Here is a 19,045-nt window from a genome sequence, read left to right as displayed (position 1 = left end):
TTACTACCACTTTGTCAATATTTTGTATAAACCTTGCAATGCAACGTCTCTACGGGGGATGGTTGGATGATAATGATTCCGTGTACATGATTGGGCATAATCACAAATTGGTCTAACTGCACATGTGGGAAATGTTGGGGTATTTCCTGCCAAAATTGCCATGCTAGTGCTCCGATTTCGTTTAGGCACATGCGTTCTCGGACACAGGTGCCGAAAAAATGTGCCCTGTCTTTGGTACAGATGGTTACATAATAGGCAGCGGCATTGGCATAATTCCAGTTGCGCCAACGGGCCGACTCAATGCGGTATTTGTTTTTATACAAAGCCATAATATCTATTCATTCACATAGCATAGCTCATAGTAAGAGCAGGATTTGCAGATGGATTTTTTGACGAGCGCAGGGCATGATTCATCCTTAACGATTGTTTCGACTTGGAGTTCCCACAGTGTCGCATCAGCAAGATATTGATTATCCCATTCTATTATTTCTCTTTGCTTTAATTTGGGGTATTCAATTATAGCAGAAGGTTGATCAATGCCATTACGAACTAATACAGCAAGATAGTATTTCACTTGTGCAAAATGCGCTTGTTCTACCTTATCCGACTTTTTCACCTCATGCACCACTTTGTTTTTAGCATCGTAGAAATCAATTTTGATGCCTTCAATTGCCAATTCTGTGTATTTTCTGGCTCTGTCTAAATAAGTGCTGTCTGCAATGAGCTTGCCTTCTGCCACGATATCGGATGTATGTTCCATCTGAATTCCATTGGCAAACAACCATAGTTTTCTATGGCAGGTGTGCAAATAGGCAATATGTGTACCAGTGAGGGGCATGGGTAAGAGAATAAATAGAAAAAATACAGACGTTGCATTGCAACGTCTGTACAAATATTAATTTACAGTTGTTTTTCGTAATTGAAATCCATCATTAAGTCAATTAATTTTTGTTCAGCTTTTTCAATAGCATCTGCTGAGCCAACAGCTCCTGTAATATATCCACTTGCTAAAGGAGTGATAAACAATTCGGCTTTTGCTGTTTCATCAATTCTTGGTACTGCTCTTGGTCTATCTGAATCTTCTCTTAATTCACCACGAATGGCATATGCAAGCTGATTTGCATTATCACTTATAGCTATTGCTAGGATTTCCATTAAACTGAAAGTTCGGGATTGGTTTGATGTTATACGCCAGTTGATAATAGCTTTTGCTAATTTGGGAATTATTTCTTCTCTTTTTTCTTTGGGGCAAATCAAACATTTCCCGAAAATATTCTCACCTTCAATCCAACCTTCATCTCTCAATTTTTTTTCGATATGTGGAAATAGTTCAGGTTCCAGTTTATTGGTTGATACACAAAATAAGGTACGTAAGTCGATGGCGATATCGTACACAAATAATCCAGAAGCTCTGGTTTGGTCTTGTATGAAAGCTCGATTAGGTAAGTTTCTGTGATTGCTAGTTAGCCATTCATTAAGTTCTTCATCCGATAATTTTTCACCTCTTTTTTTACCGTCAACCCAATAAACATTTACTTTATGATGCTCAGGATAAGATGTTCGATCAAAAGAAATATTTTCAGTTGGACTTTCAATTCCACCTAATAAAGGATGAAGAGGTCGCATAGCAGAAATAGATAATGGACTTCTTCTTTTTACTGTAAAAGAACCTGCTTCTGCTTTCATATACCCACCAATAAGTTGATCTGCAAAAGTTGGGTCGCAAGGTGAGTGGGGTTCCTTTTGGCTTGCTTTATTTTCTTTTTTATCGATTTCCCAATTAAATGTAATTGCAGCGAACGGTAAATTTAAGGCTTCGATGATGGAACGTTTAACTTGTTGTCCACTTGAATAAGCCATTTTATAACCAAATTGAGGGTCGTAATAGAACTTTTGTCCATCATTAACTGCAAAAACAGTATGCTCTGCATGGCGTAACCCTCTTAAATAAATAAATGGATTTCTCATATTTCGTATTATTTTGATTTTTGATATGCGTATTCAAATCGAATGAGTGTGATAAATAAAGGGAACAAATCTGTTGGCATTTTTAAAACATTTTCAACACATTTTTTAAATGAATCTGCTGATTCAGAAGTGTGTTCTAAAATTTTAGAGAGATTATCAACAAAATCTTTTAGATTTTTACTTTCTCTGACGTCTTTAGAAATCGTAGAAAATAGTTTTTTCCCTCTCTCGTCTTCTTTCTCTATAGCTATTAATGAATTAGCAATTTCGGAGGCTGATTGCAATAATTCTGTTTTGTTTAGCATAGCGTATATCCAAATTTTAAAAAGGTTATATTGATAATAAGAGTCTTCATCTTTGAATTTAAATTCTTTTCCTTGAGCGTAAAGAGTACTTCCCCTGGGCATATATTCTCTGAGTTTAGCCGGTTCCAAGGCTTTTATACCAATTGTTCCGAAAGCACAGGCGTTTTTAAAGTTGTAGAGAGGTTCTAACTTTGCAATATCAGAATCAGATAAAATGGTTTTTTCGGAATCAAGAATAAGTAAATCCCTCACTTCATATATTTCATGTATTTCATGAAGATACAAATTGATAAATCCTAAGGTTGTATTTATTTGTGACAGGTTGTATGCATAGACTGTCATTTGCGTATTCGGAAACTTTTTTGATAATGTGAGAATAACTGTTGTCCATTTTACTGTTGGAATGGCGAGTTTACCTTCCACACTTTCAGGATTAATGTTTAATCCATCTTCCGGATATTCTTCGTCAAAATCATCTGAAAAACAGTGACATAACCATTGACCATTCCATGTTTCAATTTGCTTGTCCTTGACGTTAGGTGTACTGTTTAAAAATTTTCTATAAAACTTCCAACCAAGAAATAGATTCCATAAAATATCTTCATTATCTATTAACATTACCAATCTACCATTTATACCAACTGCTAATGCTTCACCTATCCATGAGGAATACATTTCTTCACTGTTAATTTCTATGTTTAGAGTTGAGACCTGTCCGGAAGTGGTTCCTCCTATATCTTTTGCATAAGCACCAACATAAATTGACATGTTAGGCGTGTCATTCTCAATATTACTTTTTAAAGTGGCTAATTGAGCCAATGATTTGGAACCATGTAAAGCAATATCAGCTTCTTTGGTTTTTTGAAAGAAAGGTGAATTACTAACATGCATTAAATGAGATTCATCTGTAAAGAATAAATTGAAGAAAATCTCATCAAAAAACTGTTCGGCTGTATATTCTGTGCCATTTTTTTTATTATAAAGTTTTAAAAACTTTTTTCCTATATAGCTTGTGTACATGACTTTACAATATTATATTTTGTTCAACCAATTGTAATCCGTATTTTTCATATTCTTCCTCTTTTTGTGGAATAACAAAAGGGTAAGAACCAACTTTTAATTGTTCATATTCATTTTTATATCTGTATATGGTCTTCCAATTGATGGGAATTTCAAGTCTGATTCGTTCATCCCAATTGGATTCAATATATCTTTCTCTATCAGACTCTAAAATACAAGTAGCTCCCTCTATTTCTAATGCTTCTATTAATATTCCTTTTTTGTTATCTGTTAGTTCTTTCATCGTAAATCTTCCATCCTTAAATTTTAAATGAATATCAATTTCTTTTTTATCCAAATGGGGATATACATTGTCAATTTTTTCTTGTAGTGTTTTCTCCTCTAAAACTTCACCGTTATCAGGTAGCTGTTCAAAGCTTTTTTGTAATAAATCTAATTTGTAAGGCAAAACATTCCCTTCAGGTTCAATTATATGAATTGGTTTCTGTACTAGCCTGCTTTCTTCATTTCTTATCCGATTTACTCTTCCAAATCGTTGAATCATACTATCTAAAGGAGCACATTCAGTAATCATTCGGTCGAAACTAATATCCAGACTTACTTCTACTACTTGTGTTGCAACAACTATACACGGACTAAGTCCTAAGTTGTTTTCTCCGTTACCGTTATAAATTTCTTTCAGATCAAGTTCTCTTCTTAATCTGTCAGCTCGCTTAAATCTGCTGTGAATAAGCATTTTGGGTGTATCCGGAAATTTGTATAGTATATTTTTATAAATAATTTGAGCTTTTTTAATTGTATTACAGATAATCAGTAATTTTTCATTTTTCTCTATGGAATTTTGAATGATAAGATTTATATCAGTTTTGTTTGACTCTTTAAATATATTATGTCTGTTATAAGTACTTAATTCCGAGTCAGATAACTTCACCTCATATACATTCTCTTTACCACCTAAAATTTCTAATAATTCTTTATATAAGACTGTGGGCATCGTAGCCGTACCAATATGTATTCGGCAACCGAAATTTTTCAGTACTCTGACAATTTCCAAAATCATACTTCGAGAATAACCTGAATAGGTATGAACTTCATCAAGAATGATATCGCATCCCTGAATATCCAATAATATGGTTTCAAAACCCGAAATGCCAAAAAGAATACCTGCCAATTGATAAGGGGTGAGAACTTTAATTGAAGAGCCAACTAATGGTTGCAATAGTTGCTCATCCACATTATTTTTGTCGGCGACAATTTTAGACATACCATGGAGAACACGTATATCTTTGTTGGGAACCGTCTTTTTTAATCTTACCCACATTGCATCAATCGAAGCCTGAAATGGTAAGGTGTAAAATACGCGCCCCTTTGTCCTCCTCAACAAAAAATCTGTTTTACCGGCACCTGTTGGTGCTACAACCATGCTATGTGGTCTAAAATCATCAGTTGTTACTTTTGATAATGGATAAAAATCATTATACCTGTCTTTTGTTCTGTAGTAACTTAAATCAGGAGTTTCAAATGTATATTTTAAGTTTTCTTCAGCGTTTTTTTCTAACGCAGAAGCAAAATGATCAGCGGCTTTTAATAAACCTCTATATGGCGACCACCCCTTTTTCTTAGCTTCACAATATTGTGAAGCATATTTTAAAGCATTTTCTGCCTGTTCTAATGTGATATAATCCACGCAATCAAAACCAAAGCTTTTTATTATTGCAATTCCATATTTTTGCCAATCATTCCATTCAATAAGGTGATTCTGTATCCAATTTCTATCTTGAGTTTTTAAATCCAAAATGCCTCTACCTTCATAGTTAGGTGAGACAATTGATTTATGATGGGCAATAACCATATCAATTAAAACAGGCCATTCCTCATTGGGAAAACATGGAAGAAAAGCCATGGACGAAATTTCGTGTCTTAATATATAATTTTCATCTTCAAACTTTTCTAAAAGAGTTTTTTTGTCTTTCCCAGATATCCTTTTTTGAAATTTGGGGTGAGCTTTTCCCAAATCATGAAGAATTGCACCTTTTAAGGCCAGTTTACTATCAAATTCATATTTGAAATTTTCGGACATTTTAGATATACAAGTCACTACTTGTTGAGTGTGCGTCAACAAATCTGTTCCTCCGTAAAGGATGCTCTTCGCTAATATGTCTTTGAGTTGCTTCATTATTTTTCTCTTATTGGGTTTCCTGTTACAATCAATTCCCCAAACATCTCTTCAGCATTATTAAATCTATTATAACCGACTTTAAAACCATTTTTATTGTCGGTAAATTTTAACTCAAATCCTTGTATTTCATCAAATTCTTCAGGAGATATTGTAAACAATTCAACTGGTAGTAATATATCTTCATTTCGACATAAACAGATGTTTTGTTGAAATGCAACACGGGCATCTTTTTCTTGACTGAAAGCTAAGTACAAGTTAGGATTAAGCAATACCCCTCTTTTCAGAATACCTAAGTTGGTTTTATATACATCTTTTTCTTTAGTGTATTGAAATCCACCTTTAGCCCATGTGCGTTCCTGCTGAATATCAATTCCACAATAATTTAGTTTGTGTCGAGCTATTTTCTTAATTCCGGACTCTCTTAGAAGTTCGGGAAATAATTTTTTTTCAATACCTTCCACAATACTTGGTGTAAGGAACTGTTGCGAAAAAGTTTCACTATCTCTAACCGCAGTCCATGGTTTAATAAAAGCAAATGGGCCTGAATACTTAACTATAAAGAATTTTTCCATATTCTAGAATTATTTTATTGAACCGAATCCAATACCTGTGGATTCTCCAAGACCAACTGTCCACAAGAATGCAATTTGTTCAGGTGTCCCCTTTACAATAATCGGTGCTAATGTTGCCTTATTTCCAACCCCTTTGTAAGTTACAAGTTTAGTTTTAGGGTTAGGGTACGCTTTATCCCATTCTATGAATAAACCTTCATCAACCTTGTTTGCTCTTCTAAGTTTGGATTTAGCATTTATTGTAAGCAATTCATCAAATTCCGGGTCTTTGTATGTTATATGTTTAATGTTATCTCCTTGCTTTTTTCTTATTAAAATAGGACTTGTAAGTATAAACCTTTCCACATTTTGGAAACTTGGGGTATCCGTAATTTGGACATCTCTAACTTTGATACCATTAAATAACTCAGGATCTCTCAAAATTCCATTTAATAACTTTTTAATTACTTGTTCACTATTACTACTAAAGAAAAAGTAGGACTTGTTAGTTAGTGCTATTCCAGATTCTGTCAACTCTGTATTTTGCAACCACGAAAAACTAAAAAGATTACCAATTCCATGAAATTCATTGCCCCGACCTAGCCATTTATGAATGACTCCGGTAAGCAAATGTTGATAACAAAAGGGAATCGGAATAGAATTCAATGTCAATCTAATATATAACCTCATTTTGTTTGAATTATTTTTTTAACCTTAAACAAAAAATTTCATTTTTAATTATACTTTCTAAACCTCACAAAATCAAAAAGCACTTTTTTGCTGCCGTCGGGTAGCACTTCCACTGTTCGGTCGGTGGTGGAGAGTACACAAGTATATCCATTTTGCTCAAACATACTTACCAGATGATATACCAAGGAGTGTTCACCCATTATATGAAGATAGGTATGTTTATTGGGATACTTTTGAGTGATATCAGCATAAAGCGCATTAGCCAAACCTATTACTTCCTCAATGGACCACGACGGGTCTACTAATGGAAACGGATAATCCACTACTTCTCCATACAGCTGCTGCGCCTTTTTTAGCTGCTCGTCACTCCATGTGGATTGGGGATGGTTGGATATGTTAATAAGCATGTTTATTTTCATTTAATAGTTCAAAAATGGATCGTGCATTCAAAATGTCCTCACAACATTTTAGTCGAATATCAAAAGCTTCTGCTCTCCTTAAGTGCTGTTTTTTGAAGTCCAATTGCTTATTAAGTGTAAACACATACTTTTTGCAGAACAGCCCTAACCTGGTAGACAATGATGATAGTTTATAGAATGTGTCGTTTACTAAAGTTGGGATTACATTGTTAACTATTCCGGTCTTACACTCTATTACGTGCAGCGTATTGTTGTATATAAAGAGGATGTCGAACTCGTTCGATACATTGTCTCTAACTAATTGTAAGCCTGTTGCAATAAACTGTTCGCCTACTTCTAGTTCGTTTCTTATCGAAAAGTAGATATATTCTTCAAACCAACCTCCGGTTAAATATCTTATGTCGTATTTTGATAACTGAACACCATTGTCTACCGTGAAATCGATGCTATGCAAGAAATCACTAAGCCCGGCAATCTCTGCTATGTTTACACTCTTGTCTCTATTGGGTCTTAATTTGGCAAATATTTTTTGACAAGTTAGATTATCGCCACTATTTACATACCAGTTAAGAAATGATTTTGTAAATTCGAAACTTCTTCCTGAGAGCGTCGAAGTCTTTATCTCAAATCCATGGCAGATAAGATATTCGCTTAAGTCGATGGTAATATTTAGCGAAATATTTTCCTTTTTTCTGTTCGGGAATAATTTCAATACAGCATCATCTTTTCCGGTGATGTAGAATATTTTGGAATCCTTTTCTCGGAAATAATCAAATATGGCTAAGGACATAATTTTTGTCCCACCGGTTACGTTTACAATAATATCATCATAGATATCATAATCAATCTCATCCAGTTTTGACTTGATATGAGTATCGTAATATTCATCTACGATAATGTTGATAATGTCGGATAGCTTAATGGGTTCATCAAGATGTAATTGGAATGAGTTTATAATCCATTGATGAATTCCTTTATTATTCATTAAAGGAGTATTAATAAATAAAATATGATCTCCTTCCTGATAAAATTTTTTCAGGAATTGCAAGTTTGGGATAGTTTGGCCTCCCACTAGATTAACTAAGAGATTCATGATTTATAAATTTTCAAACATTATATTATCTATCCTAACACTATCCGCTTATTCAAAACTGAATATCTATTGAGTTTATATGAAATTTGTTTATCGCTTAATATTCTAAATTTAATATCTGTTTAAATTCATGAAAATATTTTTTAAGATCATTCATAAAACTGAAATGTTTCGCACTTTCGGTAAATCCTCCATGATTGATATCGTTTCTTTTCTTTGAAATCGAATCATAAACGGATGCTAAGTCTTTGATTTTATCTATTTCATTAAGCAAATGAACGTATGGCTTATATGTTTCTTGGATTAATTCGCCCTTCCATTCCTCTTCCGGCTTAAAAAATCTCACTGATAAGTAGGAGCTGACCAAATTTCTATTACTTTCCATGGTGTAGTCGAGACCTACTTTGTCACAAAGAATAGTAATAATCCCTTCTTGTAATTGTGTAAAACCTTGCTGTGGAAGTTCTTTTTCGATGCACCATTGAATGGCGAAAAATATGTTCTTGATAGAATTGTCCGAATATTGTTGTAAAGTAGATTTTACATAATTAACTATTGGAAAAAACGGAGGAATCAATGAGTAAGTCTGAATGTTATCAATATACTCAACTGCCTTATTAGCAGCTTTCCCTTCAATAATTCTTCTCCCTCTATTTGTTCTGTGCTCCTCAGCAAAAGTTTGAAGTTGTATCGAAAGTCCGTTTAATGTAGCAGCTTCCATATGCTTTCCTTTACTTTCAGATAAAATTGGAGTAAGCCCTTCTTTCGTTAATTCTCCCATCATCTGTGCATTACCAAATTTTATGAAATTATTAGCAGCTATAGTCCAGTCTTGTATTAGAGAGAAGGCAGTCAAATTTAAAAGTGGAACTTTTCGATCTTTAGGATCAGGGAACCGATTATCGATGTCATATGATGGTCCAAGTGTTTCAAAAACACCATAATAAATCCCCCTTACTCTAATATCTTTCAAAAATTTGGCATATTGTAATAGGGTTATACCAAGCATTGGTAATGACCTAAAGCTGTGTGTGATATCATAAAGTATTTCATCTCCTACTTCGAGTTTATCAAATACGCTGCTGAATATTGTCCAAATTTCACTTTCACTAAAACCTTCGGGAATTTGTACAACATCTAATTTTTTGTTGCTTTCTGCTTGAAGGCTTGCAAAATGAGTATCATATGCCTTCTCGGTACAAAAGATGTAGTAAACATCAAAATCCGAAGCCAATAGATCGATGACTGCGTTCTGAACATATTTAACAACCCGACTTTCTTTTCCTTCAGTTGTGTAAACACATTCTTTATAATTGTTTGCTCCTAAAAAACTAAGGAACACTTTTCTTGACATAAACACAATAAGATTAATAGATTAATCAATTACTTCAAATTTTACCCACCCCAATGGTTTGAAACTACTCATGTCAATTGGGCGGGTGACCGGAAATTTGTGAGGATTTTTGAATTTATAGCCTTTCCCGTACTTTATTAAAAAAGCACTGAAGTACTTTCCTTCTTTATAATTTGCAACAGCAACAGCAATCGAATTAAAGTAATATCCTTTCCCGCTTCCAATACGTAAGTAGGCGGTTTTGTTTTGTGATTGTTGAATGTCATAGTTTATCTGTTCATAAAAAGTAACAAGATCTGTATAATCTTCAGGATATTTATCTTTAAACACAGTTCCAAACTTGTTTAATAGCATTAGCTCTTTTTGATTATTGTCTTGTGAAAAACGATTGATACATTCTATCAAATCGACCAACGAAAGATTTGTATAGGGAATACCTAGGTGAAACTCAATCTGTTTTTCTTCCAAAATAGCCTCCCATACTTGAGGAATGGTAAGCTCCCCTGTTCCAATATGAATACGTTTGGTTTCGATGACAATCATGTCATCATCATTAAGTTGAGTAGAATCCGTCACGTGAAGTCGCTCAAATAATGACAAGGCTTGCTCCAATTCATTTTCCAATTTTGTCCACATTTCCTTATCATCTCTATTCTGCAGCAACGCGGATACAAATCGTTGAAGCCAGCTCCTGCCATCCTTCGAGTTAACGATCCAATCATATAGTAACGCTGTCTTAATGGCGCCTTTTATTGAACTTCCGGGAATATATGGATAAATACCTGCGTTCTTAATAATGGTACAAAGTTCTTTGTTACCTTGAGCTTCGCAATCCAATTGTAACTGATGTTGTGTATAGACATCGATATTTAATTTAGCTTTCAAAAATTTGTACAGATTAAACCTGCTTCGGTTATTATCCATTCCTGTGGATACACCGTGTACATATTCATCAATCAAATTTAATTTTTCGGCAATCTTCCTTTTTACCAAGGCCTGATCTATATAAAATATTTTCTTGCTATCTTCATCTATAATATAGTCAGCATATGGAGATAGTTTTTGCCCTGTACCAATACATACAGGAGTTATTGTAGTTAGCCGAATTGGGTAATTTTTTCTCATAAAGTGCATTCATTAAGTTTAAAAGAATTGGGCAATGGTATAGGAAAACATATGCCGTAACGCCAATGATTTCTATCTTCAGTAGATAGATTTGCTATGGACCCATTTATCTTACTTCTAATGATAGCCCCCTCGGTTGTAGCTATTACAGATTTGACTCTCTTATTGGCTCCATAGTACATACCTCCTCTTTGAACAGTTTGATACGCTATGAGCTCTTGATGTTCAGAAGCACCGGGGATTATTAGAGACAGTGAAACGTATTGTTCGCTTAACTTATCTGTGTTAATCGCGAAGCTTCGATCAAATACAACCTCTTCTATATGACCGCAACCTGTACTTCTTTCTCCACCCAATCCTGACTCTGCCATCAAGGTTATAATTTTTTCAGCTTGTTTCTTTTCCTCTTCATCAAGTCCGGTATTTTCCCAAAGAAAGTACCAATGCACAGAGATATTTTCATCATGCACAAGCACCAGGTCGGTTTGTGTATAATAAGTATCTTCTTTAGAAATATTGCGCACCTTTACTTTAGGCGTGTCCATTTTCTCAGACAGTCTATAAGCGACGTTGTCGTTTCCAAACTCTTCTTTCAAACACACAACCCTACTTTCCGGACTAAAACATATATCATCATTTGAGAACCAATCATCTGGTGTCAATTGTTTTTCCCAAATCCCTTTTGATATAAATTTTATTCTTTTCAACTTTTTGTGAGCCCCTTCAATACTATCGAATGTTTTTAATGGAAAATGATTTAAGGATATGGGTTTAGGCAGCAAGTAAACGATCTTGCCTTGGTATTCTACACAATAAAATGCTGATGAGAAAGCAATATTACCCTCCTCAAAATGCTTTTTCCATTTCAAAACTTCAACTTCAGGATAAAGTCGGGCCACCGCCGAAATGAACGCTCCGAACAACACATCGGAGTGGATAATTTCATCGGTGTCGCTTAAAGTATCATTTTGCCGCATGGCAGCACGTCCAAAATGAAAGCGGCTGCCTGGACGGCATTTTAGGATAATTGCTTTCATTCTTGGTATATTTTTGTATCAGCGTTTTCAATATTCGATTCAATCTTTACCTTCCCATAACCACGCGTACCACTACCTCCCAGGTAATCATCTTCAAGAAGCTTAAAACCTTGCTTTATTAATTCAATAAATTGTTTTGGATCTTCTCCGCTATAGTTATTTAAGACTAATTCAAAATTAAATACAGCTCCCGCCGGTACCCGTTCAATGGAACGCGGATGCCCGCCTCTTCCTAACTTACGGTTGATTTTGTTTTCCGCTTTCTCTTGTGTGTATTGGGTTTCCAAGATGGCACCATTGTCAATAAAATCTCTTTTGAACATCTCCGTGTCGAGATGTGCATCTCTAACTATCAGACGGGTAACTTCGCCAGACTCAGTTCGAGGTCCGGCGTAACCAAAAAGCTTCTTTATGCTTTCATCGTCACTACTCTCATCGGGAGCCCCATTAATGCTTGCAGCCAGCAATGCCCTGAGCTTGCCTTTCAATGAACTTCCCGGTATGTAAGGTACCCCCAACGGATCTTTGATCACTGCGGTATCGATACCCCCTATATCTAACGATGATTTCGATCCGCCGATATGCAAACCTGTTAATGTGGTTATCGTGCCTTTAATAATAGTTTTTGATTCAAGCTTCATTGTTCGAGTTTTTTTCTTTTGTTGTTGAATATTTGTGATAAGCAACGATGGCTTCCATTACTTTCTTAAAGTGTTTTTGCTTTTCTTCAGTGTCTACCTGCTGAATCAGATGATCAATAAGCGCCATTACTTGCTTGGCTTGCAGCTTCTCATTTCTTGCTGCAACATATGCCAAGTTTGGACGAAGTAATTGTAAGTCTATTGGTGTTTTCGCTTCTATAATTTTTGAATAAACATTACGTAACTGACTACTTGATAATCCCGAAGCTGTTTCGTTGACGAATTGCTCGAGTTTTGAAAAGATAGTCTTAATCTTCGTCACATCGTTTAAGGACAAAAGGTCCGCTTTGATGTCTTTAAAATAAGTCTCAATCACTTCATTGACTATCTCCTCAGTAGTCTTATTATTTTTCTTATTATTATCATTTTTCTTAGAGCTATGGTTTGAGCCCTTGTTGTTGTTATAACTATTATGTACCTTATGATTTGGCATATTACAAAAATTTAAGTGTTAACTGATTTGGTTAATAATTCGGCCCAACGAGCCGCTACAGGGAATTGTGCCGCATTCGACTCTTTTCTCCCGTGTATAAAATCCTCCAAAAGTGCATCTTCGTATTTTTTAAACTCATTCTCCAATATTTCTTTGTTCTTAGAGTTCTTAACATTTCGCAAATAGTACTTCAATCGGTACACTTTAGGGAAGTCTATCCTATGAGCCTTAATTGCCCGTTCTTGTAAACTTAGGAACCCAATTTCCGATGAGCGTATCCGTTCAAGAATTCCGCGCGACTCTCCATCTTCGATCAATTCTTTCAATTTAATTGCAAGTTGTCCTGCATTCTCAAATTCATTCCATTTCAGTACCTCTCCGAAAATGCAGATTCTATTTTTTCCAAAATCTTTTGCTAGTTCTAGCGCATGCTCGGCGGTTTGTCCGATTCTAGCCATTGGAAACTTGGGATTATAAATGACAATACCTGCAGATATTGTAAGCGGATGTTCTAATCCAAATGTCTTGCATAACGTCGATTGGAAAGCGTCAAATTCATGATGAATTTTTTGTGCCACCTGAAGGATGATATCCCATGCACCTATCAAAAAGCAATCATCTCCCCCTGAAAATACAGGGTATATATTTCCATGCTGTATTTCTTCTTTTAAAACACTATAGATTGTATTTGAGAAAAACTTCTTCAGTTGGTTAGACAATTGCTTATACTCGTCCTTAGATTTGTTTCTGAAAAGAACACCGAGGTTATCAACGTCTATTTTAAGAGCAGCGAGTTTATCATCTACCTTTCTTGACGACTTTGCCTTCTCGGCGATTTTATCAAATTCGAGAATGCCTTTTTCTTGATTGTTTTCATCATCTAAAGGCATTGCGTTGATAATCGTCCCACTAAAGGACTTTTGAGCTTGATTCCCATACTCCAATCTTAAGATATACCCGGCAATCTTGAATTGATTTTCCTCAATGCTTAAATTCAATTCGTTGCTATCCGATTTGACTATACTGTACCCTTGTGCTTTTACCATTTTCTTGGCAAACATTCTGAACCGCTCATCAAATATGCTGGAATCCATTGGTTGAAACGTCTCAGACAAAAACGGCCTGACTAACTTTTTAAGGGAAGTTTTCGTATGTAACGCCTGCATCTGTGTATAAAATGCGTCGTCATGTTCCGCCTCTATGTAGGCAATAAAAGGGAAAATTGCCTCCTGCAAAAAACAGTTTTGAAACTTGGAAATTGCACTATCTAGAACATTTTGGGTAACACGGAGATATATGAATAAATTTCCCCCTCCATTGTACAAAACCTCGGTTTTTTCAGCAATGTCAGTAAAATACTGTTCGGCTATTTCCGTAAGTCCTTGTACAAAAAAAGACCGTGCTTTCAGATTTCTCGAAGCACCTTTACCCGGGACATTAAAAATAAAATCTTGAATTCCTGATATATCGACTTTCAAGAGATATCGCTTCATAATTGTTAGGCTTAATGATTACATCTTTTGACTAATACTAACACACCCCATTCCTTGTGCGTTATACAATCCTGCACCGGCATTGAGTAGGAGATCGATAAATCTACGTTCCCCTGTTACTTGCATTTTGAAATTTATCCAGCCTCTGATTTGTGTGGCTTCCGGTTTGCCACTTTTGATACTAATCAGCCGGGATTTAAAAGGTTGCTTTATGGGCTGTAACGCTATTTGCAAAATGGCCTTACTCGCTGTGGTATCATCATAACAAGCAGCTATTTTGCTGCGCCAGTTGTATATCAGACTTTCCGCAAACCTTGGGTCATCCGGTGGCAAAAAATCGTACTTACCATTATCCTTCATCAGTCCTGCTACCACAGGCGACAGCGGTCTTAATACCACCTGCGTTATTTCATTTTCTTTATACGACTCTAGAGGAGATGGCAAGGTTTTTATAGATTGTACGGTAAACCGTCCTTTGGAAATACGATCCGCTATGTCCAGTTTTTCGGATTGAAATAAACCTTTGATAAAACTTTCCGCAGCTTTGGGAAGATGGAAGGTGATTTGAAAACTGAGCTCATTGCTTTGCAGTAGCAACCGATCGGCTTCGATTTTAAAAGGACAAGTAATTTGGGAAAACGAAAAGAATTTGAATTTTTTGCCATAGCCTTTCTCATGCAAAAAGTTGGCATAATCAGCATCACCTTTCGCAATAATTCGATAGATGGCAGCCGATAGAGGATATTGATAATTGATGGGTATAACTTCGGGTTTCTCAGAAATCAGCTTTACCAAAAATCTCATAAATGCTGGTTTTGGTATATGGTTATAGTTCAGTGGTATTATATAGGCAGTTAAACTTCATTATTTATTGAGTAGTTTTTTCTTTTCGGCTTCAAACTCTTCTTGTGTTAATACTCCTTCATCCAGTAGTTTTTTAAGTTTTGATAATTCATCTGCTTTTGAATAGTTTTGACTACTTGTAGTTTGAGGATTAGCAGACGATGAAGGGGTGACTTTTTTAATAGCAGCGAATAAATTTTTATCAAAATCGTATTTTAATATTTTGTTAGTTAATTCGCTAAGTGCTACATACGTATTGTAATATTTGGCTTTGCCACCTTGTTCTTCTGTAGCGGAGAGTGTATCCCTGTCCTTGTTCAAAAAAGCTATATATCCAACCTTGTTATATTTGTATTCTTCGTTTTTCCATCCTGTTTTAAAAGACATATACCCCTTTCTTTTTTCATATATCATTTGAGCAATTATATCGGCTTCATCTATATCTCTTACAACAACAAATCCAAGCTGACTAATTCTTTTAGAAATTCTATCGTTAATCTTATGATCAGGCTCTATTACATAAAATTTCTGTCCTAATAGTAGAGAGGGGATAATCAGTAAACATAGGAGTAATATGTTTTTCATATTAATATTATTTAAAAAATATTAATAAAAATTATTGTGTATGTGAATGAAATTATTTATAACTATTAAGTTACGGTAAAAAATTCTCATATGGCTTGCCTATTTAGTGAATTTTTTATGTTATGTTTAGCAGGACTCTTTTGAGTGAAGTTTTAACTAGTTTAATTCTTCATTTTACACTAAATTTAGAAAGCACCAAAACAATGGGCTACTAAAACAAATTTATTTTTAGTATTTGGGGTACTTCCTAATAGCAATATAAGAAAAACAAGGTTGTTTTTCTCTTTTAAACGAAAAATTTCCGACAAACTCTCGAATCTAATTATTATTTAAGCTCCTGTTTCAGATAAAAGCCGGTATAACTTTCTTCGTGATGAATCAGCTCTTCGGGGGTGCCTTCGAACAAAATCTGTCCGCCACCATCACCTCCTTCGGGTCCTAGATCGATGATATGATCTGCTACTTTAATAACGTCCATATTATGCTCTATGATTAATACTGTATTACCCCTCTCGGTAAGTTTATTTAACACTCTAAGTAAATGCCCTATATCTTCAAAATGCAATCCGGTAGTAGGTTCGTCAAGGATATAGAAAGTTTTGCCGGTATCTTTCTTGGATAGTTCGGTACTCAGTTTTACGCGTTGTGCTTCGCCACCGCTTAATGTAACGGCGCTTTGTCCCAGTGTAATGTAACCTAGGCCTACATCCTGCAAGGTTTTAATTTTTCGATAAATATTAGGCACTGCTTGGAAAAACTCCACCGCGTCATCAACGGTCATATCCAGCACATCTGAGATAGACTTGCCTTTGTAGCGTATCTCCAAGGTTTCGCGGTTGTATCTTTTACCGTTACACTTTTCGCAGGGTACATATACATCGGGCAGAAAGTTCATTTCAATCACACGCATCCCGCCACCTTCGCATACATCGCAGCGACCGGTTTTTACATTAAAAGAAAATCGTCCTGCATTATATCCGCGAATCTTGGCTTCGGGAACAGATGCAAACAAAGTTCTGATATCCGTAAAGAATCCGCAATAGGTAGCAGGGTTACTACGTGGCGTGCGACCTATCGGCGACTGATCAATTTCCACTACCTTATCGATATGTTCTAGTCCGGATACCGACCGATATGGCATTACTGGCATTTTGCTAGCAGGGAAACAATGATTGCTTAGAATAGGGTAGAGGGTTTCATTAATCAATGTTGATTTACCGCTACCACTTACGCCTGTTACAACAATCAGTTTACCTAATGGAAATTTTACATTGACGTTTTTGAGATTATTGCCAGATACTCCTTTTAGTTCAATAAATTTGCCATTGCCACTACGTCTTTCTTTGGGTACTTCAATTTTCAATTTCCCTTTCAGGTAGCCGGCGGTAATGGTATCCAATTTCAAAATTTCTTTCGGCGTGCCTTGTGCCACTACACGGCCGCCATGATAGCCTGCACGTGGACCGATATCTACCAAATAATCTGCCGCCTGCATGATGTCTTTATCGTGCTCCACCACAATCAAACTGTTACCGATATCACGCAGCTTTTGCAGAGAAGAAATTAGTCGGTGATTATCCCGCTGATGCAATCCTATAGAAGGTTCGTCAAGTATATATGTGATCCCCTGCAATTGAGAGCCGATTTGTGTAGCCAGTCTAATCCGTTGCGATTCGCCACCACTGAGTGTACGACTGGGGCGGTTCAATGATAAGTAGGAGAGACCTACATCCAACAGAAAGCCCAAACGCTCTCTGATTTCTTTCAAGATATCTTTTGCAATGGTATTTTGCTTTTTGGTCAAACGTAGTTCAATGCCATCCAACCATGCAGCTAGATTATCTAAATTAAGATTGCTAAGGTCTGCAATATTCCTTCCGTCTACCTTAAACCATAGACTCTCTTTTTTAAGTCGTGCACCGTTGCAGGAGGGGCAGGTTTGTACTTCCATATACTGCTCTACCCAGTCGCGTAGCGCTTCGGTACTTTGGGTAGAAAGATACCAGCGCTTTAGCATTGGAATAATGCCTTCATAACTGCCGGTATAATAATCGGGTATGGAATCGTCCGTTCCATCCAGCTGTAACGTTTTTTCGGCATTGCCGTCGCCATACAATAATAAATCCAATTGTTGTTGTGGCAATTCGTTGATAGGTTTACTTAAACTGATCTTATGTTTTTTGGCAAAGGCCACCACTTGCTGGTATACACTGGCGCTACGTTCTTCACCCAACGGGGCAATACCGCCCTCTTTAATACTTTTAGAAGTGTCGGGCAACACTGCATCCATCTTAATCACCGAGCTGGTGCCCAGTCCACGACAATAAGGACATGCACCATAAGGTGAGTTAAAGGAAAAAGTATTAGGAGATGGTTCTTCATAGCTAATGCCTGTATCTTCACACATCAGCATTTTGGAATATTGGGTGATATCATTGCGATCGTGTTCCAGTACGAACAGCAGATCCTTACCCAATTTTAATGCTTGTTGTACGCTTTGACTCAGGCGTACTTTAAAATCATCAGTGACTTGTAAACGGTCTACCACAAGTTCGATATCGTGAATCTTGTATCGATCCACTTGCATTTTAGGAGTGATGTCTTGGATTGTTCCATCTACGCGTACTTTTAAGAAACCTTTTTTGCGTACGTCCTCGAACAACTCGCGGTAATGACCTTTACGGCCTCTTACCAAGGGGGCCAGTATGTTAATTTTTTTCTTGTAAAATCTTTCGAAAATGTTATTTACAATTTCCTCCTCACTCCATTTCACCATCTTTTTCCCGGTGTTGTAGGAGTAAGCTTCGCCAATACGTGCAAACAATAATCGCAGAAAATCGTATATCTCAGTAACGGTACCCACTGTAGAACGCGGATTCTTATTTGTAGTTTTCTGCTCAATCGAAATAACAGGAGAAAGCCCTGTAATGCGGTCTACATCAGGCCTTTCCATATCGCCGATAAATTGTCTTGCATAGGCGCCAAAGGTTTCCATATAGCGCCGTTGTCCTTCGGCATAAATAGTATCAAAAGCCAATGACGATTTACCGCTGCCGCTAATACCGGTAATTACTACCAGTTTGTTTTTGGGTATGGAAATATCAATATTCTTGAGATTATGCACTCTGGCACCGGTTACCTCTATATGCGAATAATTGTTTTTCAATATTATCAGTTTGATTTTTTGAAGTTATGCCTGTATTTAGAAAAAGCTAAAATTTATAACTAAAAACTGTTATAAAGGTTTCT

General features: G+C 36.0%; 18 protein-coding genes. All 18 read right to left on the bottom strand.

Annotation, left to right across the window (positions count from 1 at the left end; genetic code table 11):
- Positions 1–14: 14 nt before the first annotated feature.
- The 18 genes from V2H41_RS06685 to uvrA all read right to left on the bottom strand — a co-directional run bounded on the left by V2H41_RS06685 (position 15) and on the right by uvrA (position 18,962).
- Complete coding sequence (locus V2H41_RS06685; protein WP_330974363.1) at positions 15–329, bottom strand: hypothetical protein; 315 nt, start codon at positions 327–329, stop codon at positions 15–17.
- Between the two features lie 5 nt (positions 330–334).
- The gene (locus tag V2H41_RS06680) at positions 335–838 is read right to left on the bottom strand and encodes a CRISPR-associated protein Cas4 (RefSeq protein ID WP_330974362.1); all 504 of its coding nucleotides are present in this window, start codon (positions 836–838) and stop codon (positions 335–337) included.
- A 62-nt stretch (positions 839–900) separates the two neighbouring features.
- On the bottom strand, positions 901–1,968 hold the full coding sequence (locus tag V2H41_RS06675) for a hypothetical protein (RefSeq protein WP_330974361.1): 1,068 nt from the start codon (positions 1,966–1,968) through the stop codon (positions 901–903).
- Positions 1,969–1,976: 8 nt separating this feature from the next.
- Positions 1,977–3,293, bottom strand: a complete 1,317-nt coding sequence (locus tag V2H41_RS06670; RefSeq protein ID WP_330974360.1) for a hypothetical protein — start codon at positions 3,291–3,293, stop codon at positions 1,977–1,979.
- A 4-nt stretch (positions 3,294–3,297) separates the two neighbouring features.
- Positions 3,298–5,469: a CRISPR-associated helicase Cas3' gene (cas3, locus tag V2H41_RS06665; RefSeq protein WP_330974359.1), complete on the bottom strand. Its 2,172-nt coding sequence runs from the start codon at positions 5,467–5,469 to the stop codon at positions 3,298–3,300.
- The gene (locus V2H41_RS06660; protein WP_330974358.1) at positions 5,469–6,044 is read right to left on the bottom strand and encodes a hypothetical protein; all 576 of its coding nucleotides are present in this window, start codon (positions 6,042–6,044) and stop codon (positions 5,469–5,471) included. The genes cas3 and V2H41_RS06660 overlap by 1 nt, the downstream gene beginning before the upstream one ends.
- 9 nt (positions 6,045–6,053) lie before the next feature.
- On the bottom strand, positions 6,054–6,713 hold the full coding sequence (gene cas6, locus V2H41_RS06655) for a CRISPR-associated endoribonuclease Cas6 (protein ID WP_330974357.1): 660 nt from the start codon (positions 6,711–6,713) through the stop codon (positions 6,054–6,056).
- 44 nt (positions 6,714–6,757) lie between these two features.
- On the bottom strand, positions 6,758–7,120 hold the full coding sequence (locus V2H41_RS06650; RefSeq protein ID WP_330974356.1) for a hypothetical protein: 363 nt from the start codon (positions 7,118–7,120) through the stop codon (positions 6,758–6,760).
- On the bottom strand, positions 7,110–8,225 hold the full coding sequence (locus tag V2H41_RS06645; RefSeq protein WP_330974355.1) for a Card1-like endonuclease domain-containing protein: 1,116 nt from the start codon (positions 8,223–8,225) through the stop codon (positions 7,110–7,112). The genes V2H41_RS06650 and V2H41_RS06645 overlap by 11 nt, the downstream gene beginning before the upstream one ends.
- Positions 8,226–8,322: 97 nt before the next feature.
- Entirely contained in the window at positions 8,323–9,579 is a 1,257-nt protein-coding gene (gene csx2 / locus V2H41_RS06640; RefSeq protein WP_330974354.1) for a TIGR02221 family CRISPR-associated protein, read from the bottom strand.
- Between the two features lie 21 nt (positions 9,580–9,600).
- Positions 9,601–10,704, bottom strand: coding sequence for a type III-A CRISPR-associated RAMP protein Csm5 (gene csm5 / locus V2H41_RS06635; RefSeq protein WP_330974353.1), 1,104 nt, complete (start codon positions 10,702–10,704; stop codon positions 9,601–9,603).
- The gene (gene csm4, locus V2H41_RS06630; protein WP_330974352.1) at positions 10,701–11,741 is read right to left on the bottom strand and encodes a type III-A CRISPR-associated RAMP protein Csm4; all 1,041 of its coding nucleotides are present in this window, start codon (positions 11,739–11,741) and stop codon (positions 10,701–10,703) included. Before csm4 ends, csm5 begins: the two co-directional genes overlap by 4 nt.
- Positions 11,738–12,382, bottom strand: coding sequence for a type III-A CRISPR-associated RAMP protein Csm3 (gene csm3, locus V2H41_RS06625; protein WP_330974351.1), 645 nt, complete (start codon positions 12,380–12,382; stop codon positions 11,738–11,740). Before csm3 ends, csm4 begins: the two co-directional genes overlap by 4 nt.
- A complete protein-coding gene (gene csm2 / locus V2H41_RS06620; RefSeq protein ID WP_330974350.1) occupies positions 12,372–12,875 on the bottom strand; it encodes a type III-A CRISPR-associated protein Csm2 in 504 nt (167 codons plus the stop codon). The genes csm3 and csm2 overlap by 11 nt, the downstream gene beginning before the upstream one ends.
- Before the next feature lie 11 nt (positions 12,876–12,886).
- On the bottom strand, positions 12,887–14,353 hold the full coding sequence (cas10, locus tag V2H41_RS06615) for a type III-A CRISPR-associated protein Cas10/Csm1 (RefSeq protein WP_330974349.1): 1,467 nt from the start codon (positions 14,351–14,353) through the stop codon (positions 12,887–12,889).
- Positions 14,354–14,386: 33 nt separating this feature from the next.
- Positions 14,387–15,172 (bottom strand): CRISPR-associated endoribonuclease Cas6, encoded by a 786-nt coding sequence (cas6, locus tag V2H41_RS06610; protein WP_330974348.1) that lies wholly within the window; start codon positions 15,170–15,172, stop codon positions 14,387–14,389.
- Between the two features lie 60 nt (positions 15,173–15,232).
- Entirely contained in the window at positions 15,233–15,796 is a 564-nt protein-coding gene (locus V2H41_RS06605) for an SHOCT domain-containing protein (protein ID WP_330974347.1), read from the bottom strand.
- Positions 15,797–16,121: 325 nt separating this feature from the next.
- Positions 16,122–18,962 (bottom strand): excinuclease ABC subunit UvrA, encoded by a 2,841-nt coding sequence (gene uvrA, locus V2H41_RS06600; protein WP_330974346.1) that lies wholly within the window; start codon positions 18,960–18,962, stop codon positions 16,122–16,124.
- Positions 18,963–19,045: the final 83 nt, after the last annotated feature.

The sequence above is a fragment of the Niabella digestorum genome, from assembly GCF_036409055.1.
Lineage (GTDB): Bacteria > Bacteroidota > Bacteroidia > Chitinophagales > Chitinophagaceae > Niabella > Niabella composti.
This window is presented reverse-complemented; position numbering and strand designations above follow the sequence as displayed.

Coding starts and splice junctions, on each gene's coding strand:
- V2H41_RS06670 (WP_330974360.1), bottom strand. CDS start 3,293: ATGTACACAAGCTATATAGGAAAAAAGTTTTTAAAACTTTATAATAAA.
- cas3 (WP_330974359.1), bottom strand. CDS start 5,469: ATGAAGCAACTCAAAGACATATTAGCGAAGAGCATCCTTTACGGAGGA.
- csx2 (WP_330974354.1), bottom strand. CDS start 9,579: ATGTCAAGAAAAGTGTTCCTTAGTTTTTTAGGAGCAAACAATTATAAA.
- V2H41_RS06645 (WP_330974355.1), bottom strand. CDS start 8,225: ATGAATCTCTTAGTTAATCTAGTGGGAGGCCAAACTATCCCAAACTTG.
- V2H41_RS06685 (WP_330974363.1), bottom strand. CDS start 329: ATGGCTTTGTATAAAAACAAATACCGCATTGAGTCGGCCCGTTGGCGC.
- V2H41_RS06605 (WP_330974347.1), bottom strand. CDS start 15,796: ATGAAAAACATATTACTCCTATGTTTACTGATTATCCCCTCTCTACTA.
- csm5 (WP_330974353.1), bottom strand. CDS start 10,704: ATGAGAAAAAATTACCCAATTCGGCTAACTACAATAACTCCTGTATGT.
- V2H41_RS06675 (WP_330974361.1), bottom strand. CDS start 1,968: ATGAGAAATCCATTTATTTATTTAAGAGGGTTACGCCATGCAGAGCAT.
- cas6 (WP_330974348.1), bottom strand. CDS start 15,172: ATGAGATTTTTGGTAAAGCTGATTTCTGAGAAACCCGAAGTTATACCC.
- V2H41_RS06660 (WP_330974358.1), bottom strand. CDS start 6,044: ATGGAAAAATTCTTTATAGTTAAGTATTCAGGCCCATTTGCTTTTATT.
- csm2 (WP_330974350.1), bottom strand. CDS start 12,875: ATGCCAAATCATAAGGTACATAATAGTTATAACAACAACAAGGGCTCA.
- cas6 (WP_330974357.1), bottom strand. CDS start 6,713: ATGAGGTTATATATTAGATTGACATTGAATTCTATTCCGATTCCCTTT.
- csm4 (WP_330974352.1), bottom strand. CDS start 11,741: ATGAAAGCAATTATCCTAAAATGCCGTCCAGGCAGCCGCTTTCATTTT.
- csm3 (WP_330974351.1), bottom strand. CDS start 12,382: ATGAAGCTTGAATCAAAAACTATTATTAAAGGCACGATAACCACATTA.
- V2H41_RS06650 (WP_330974356.1), bottom strand. CDS start 7,120: ATGCTTATTAACATATCCAACCATCCCCAATCCACATGGAGTGACGAG.
- V2H41_RS06680 (WP_330974362.1), bottom strand. CDS start 838: ATGCCCCTCACTGGTACACATATTGCCTATTTGCACACCTGCCATAGA.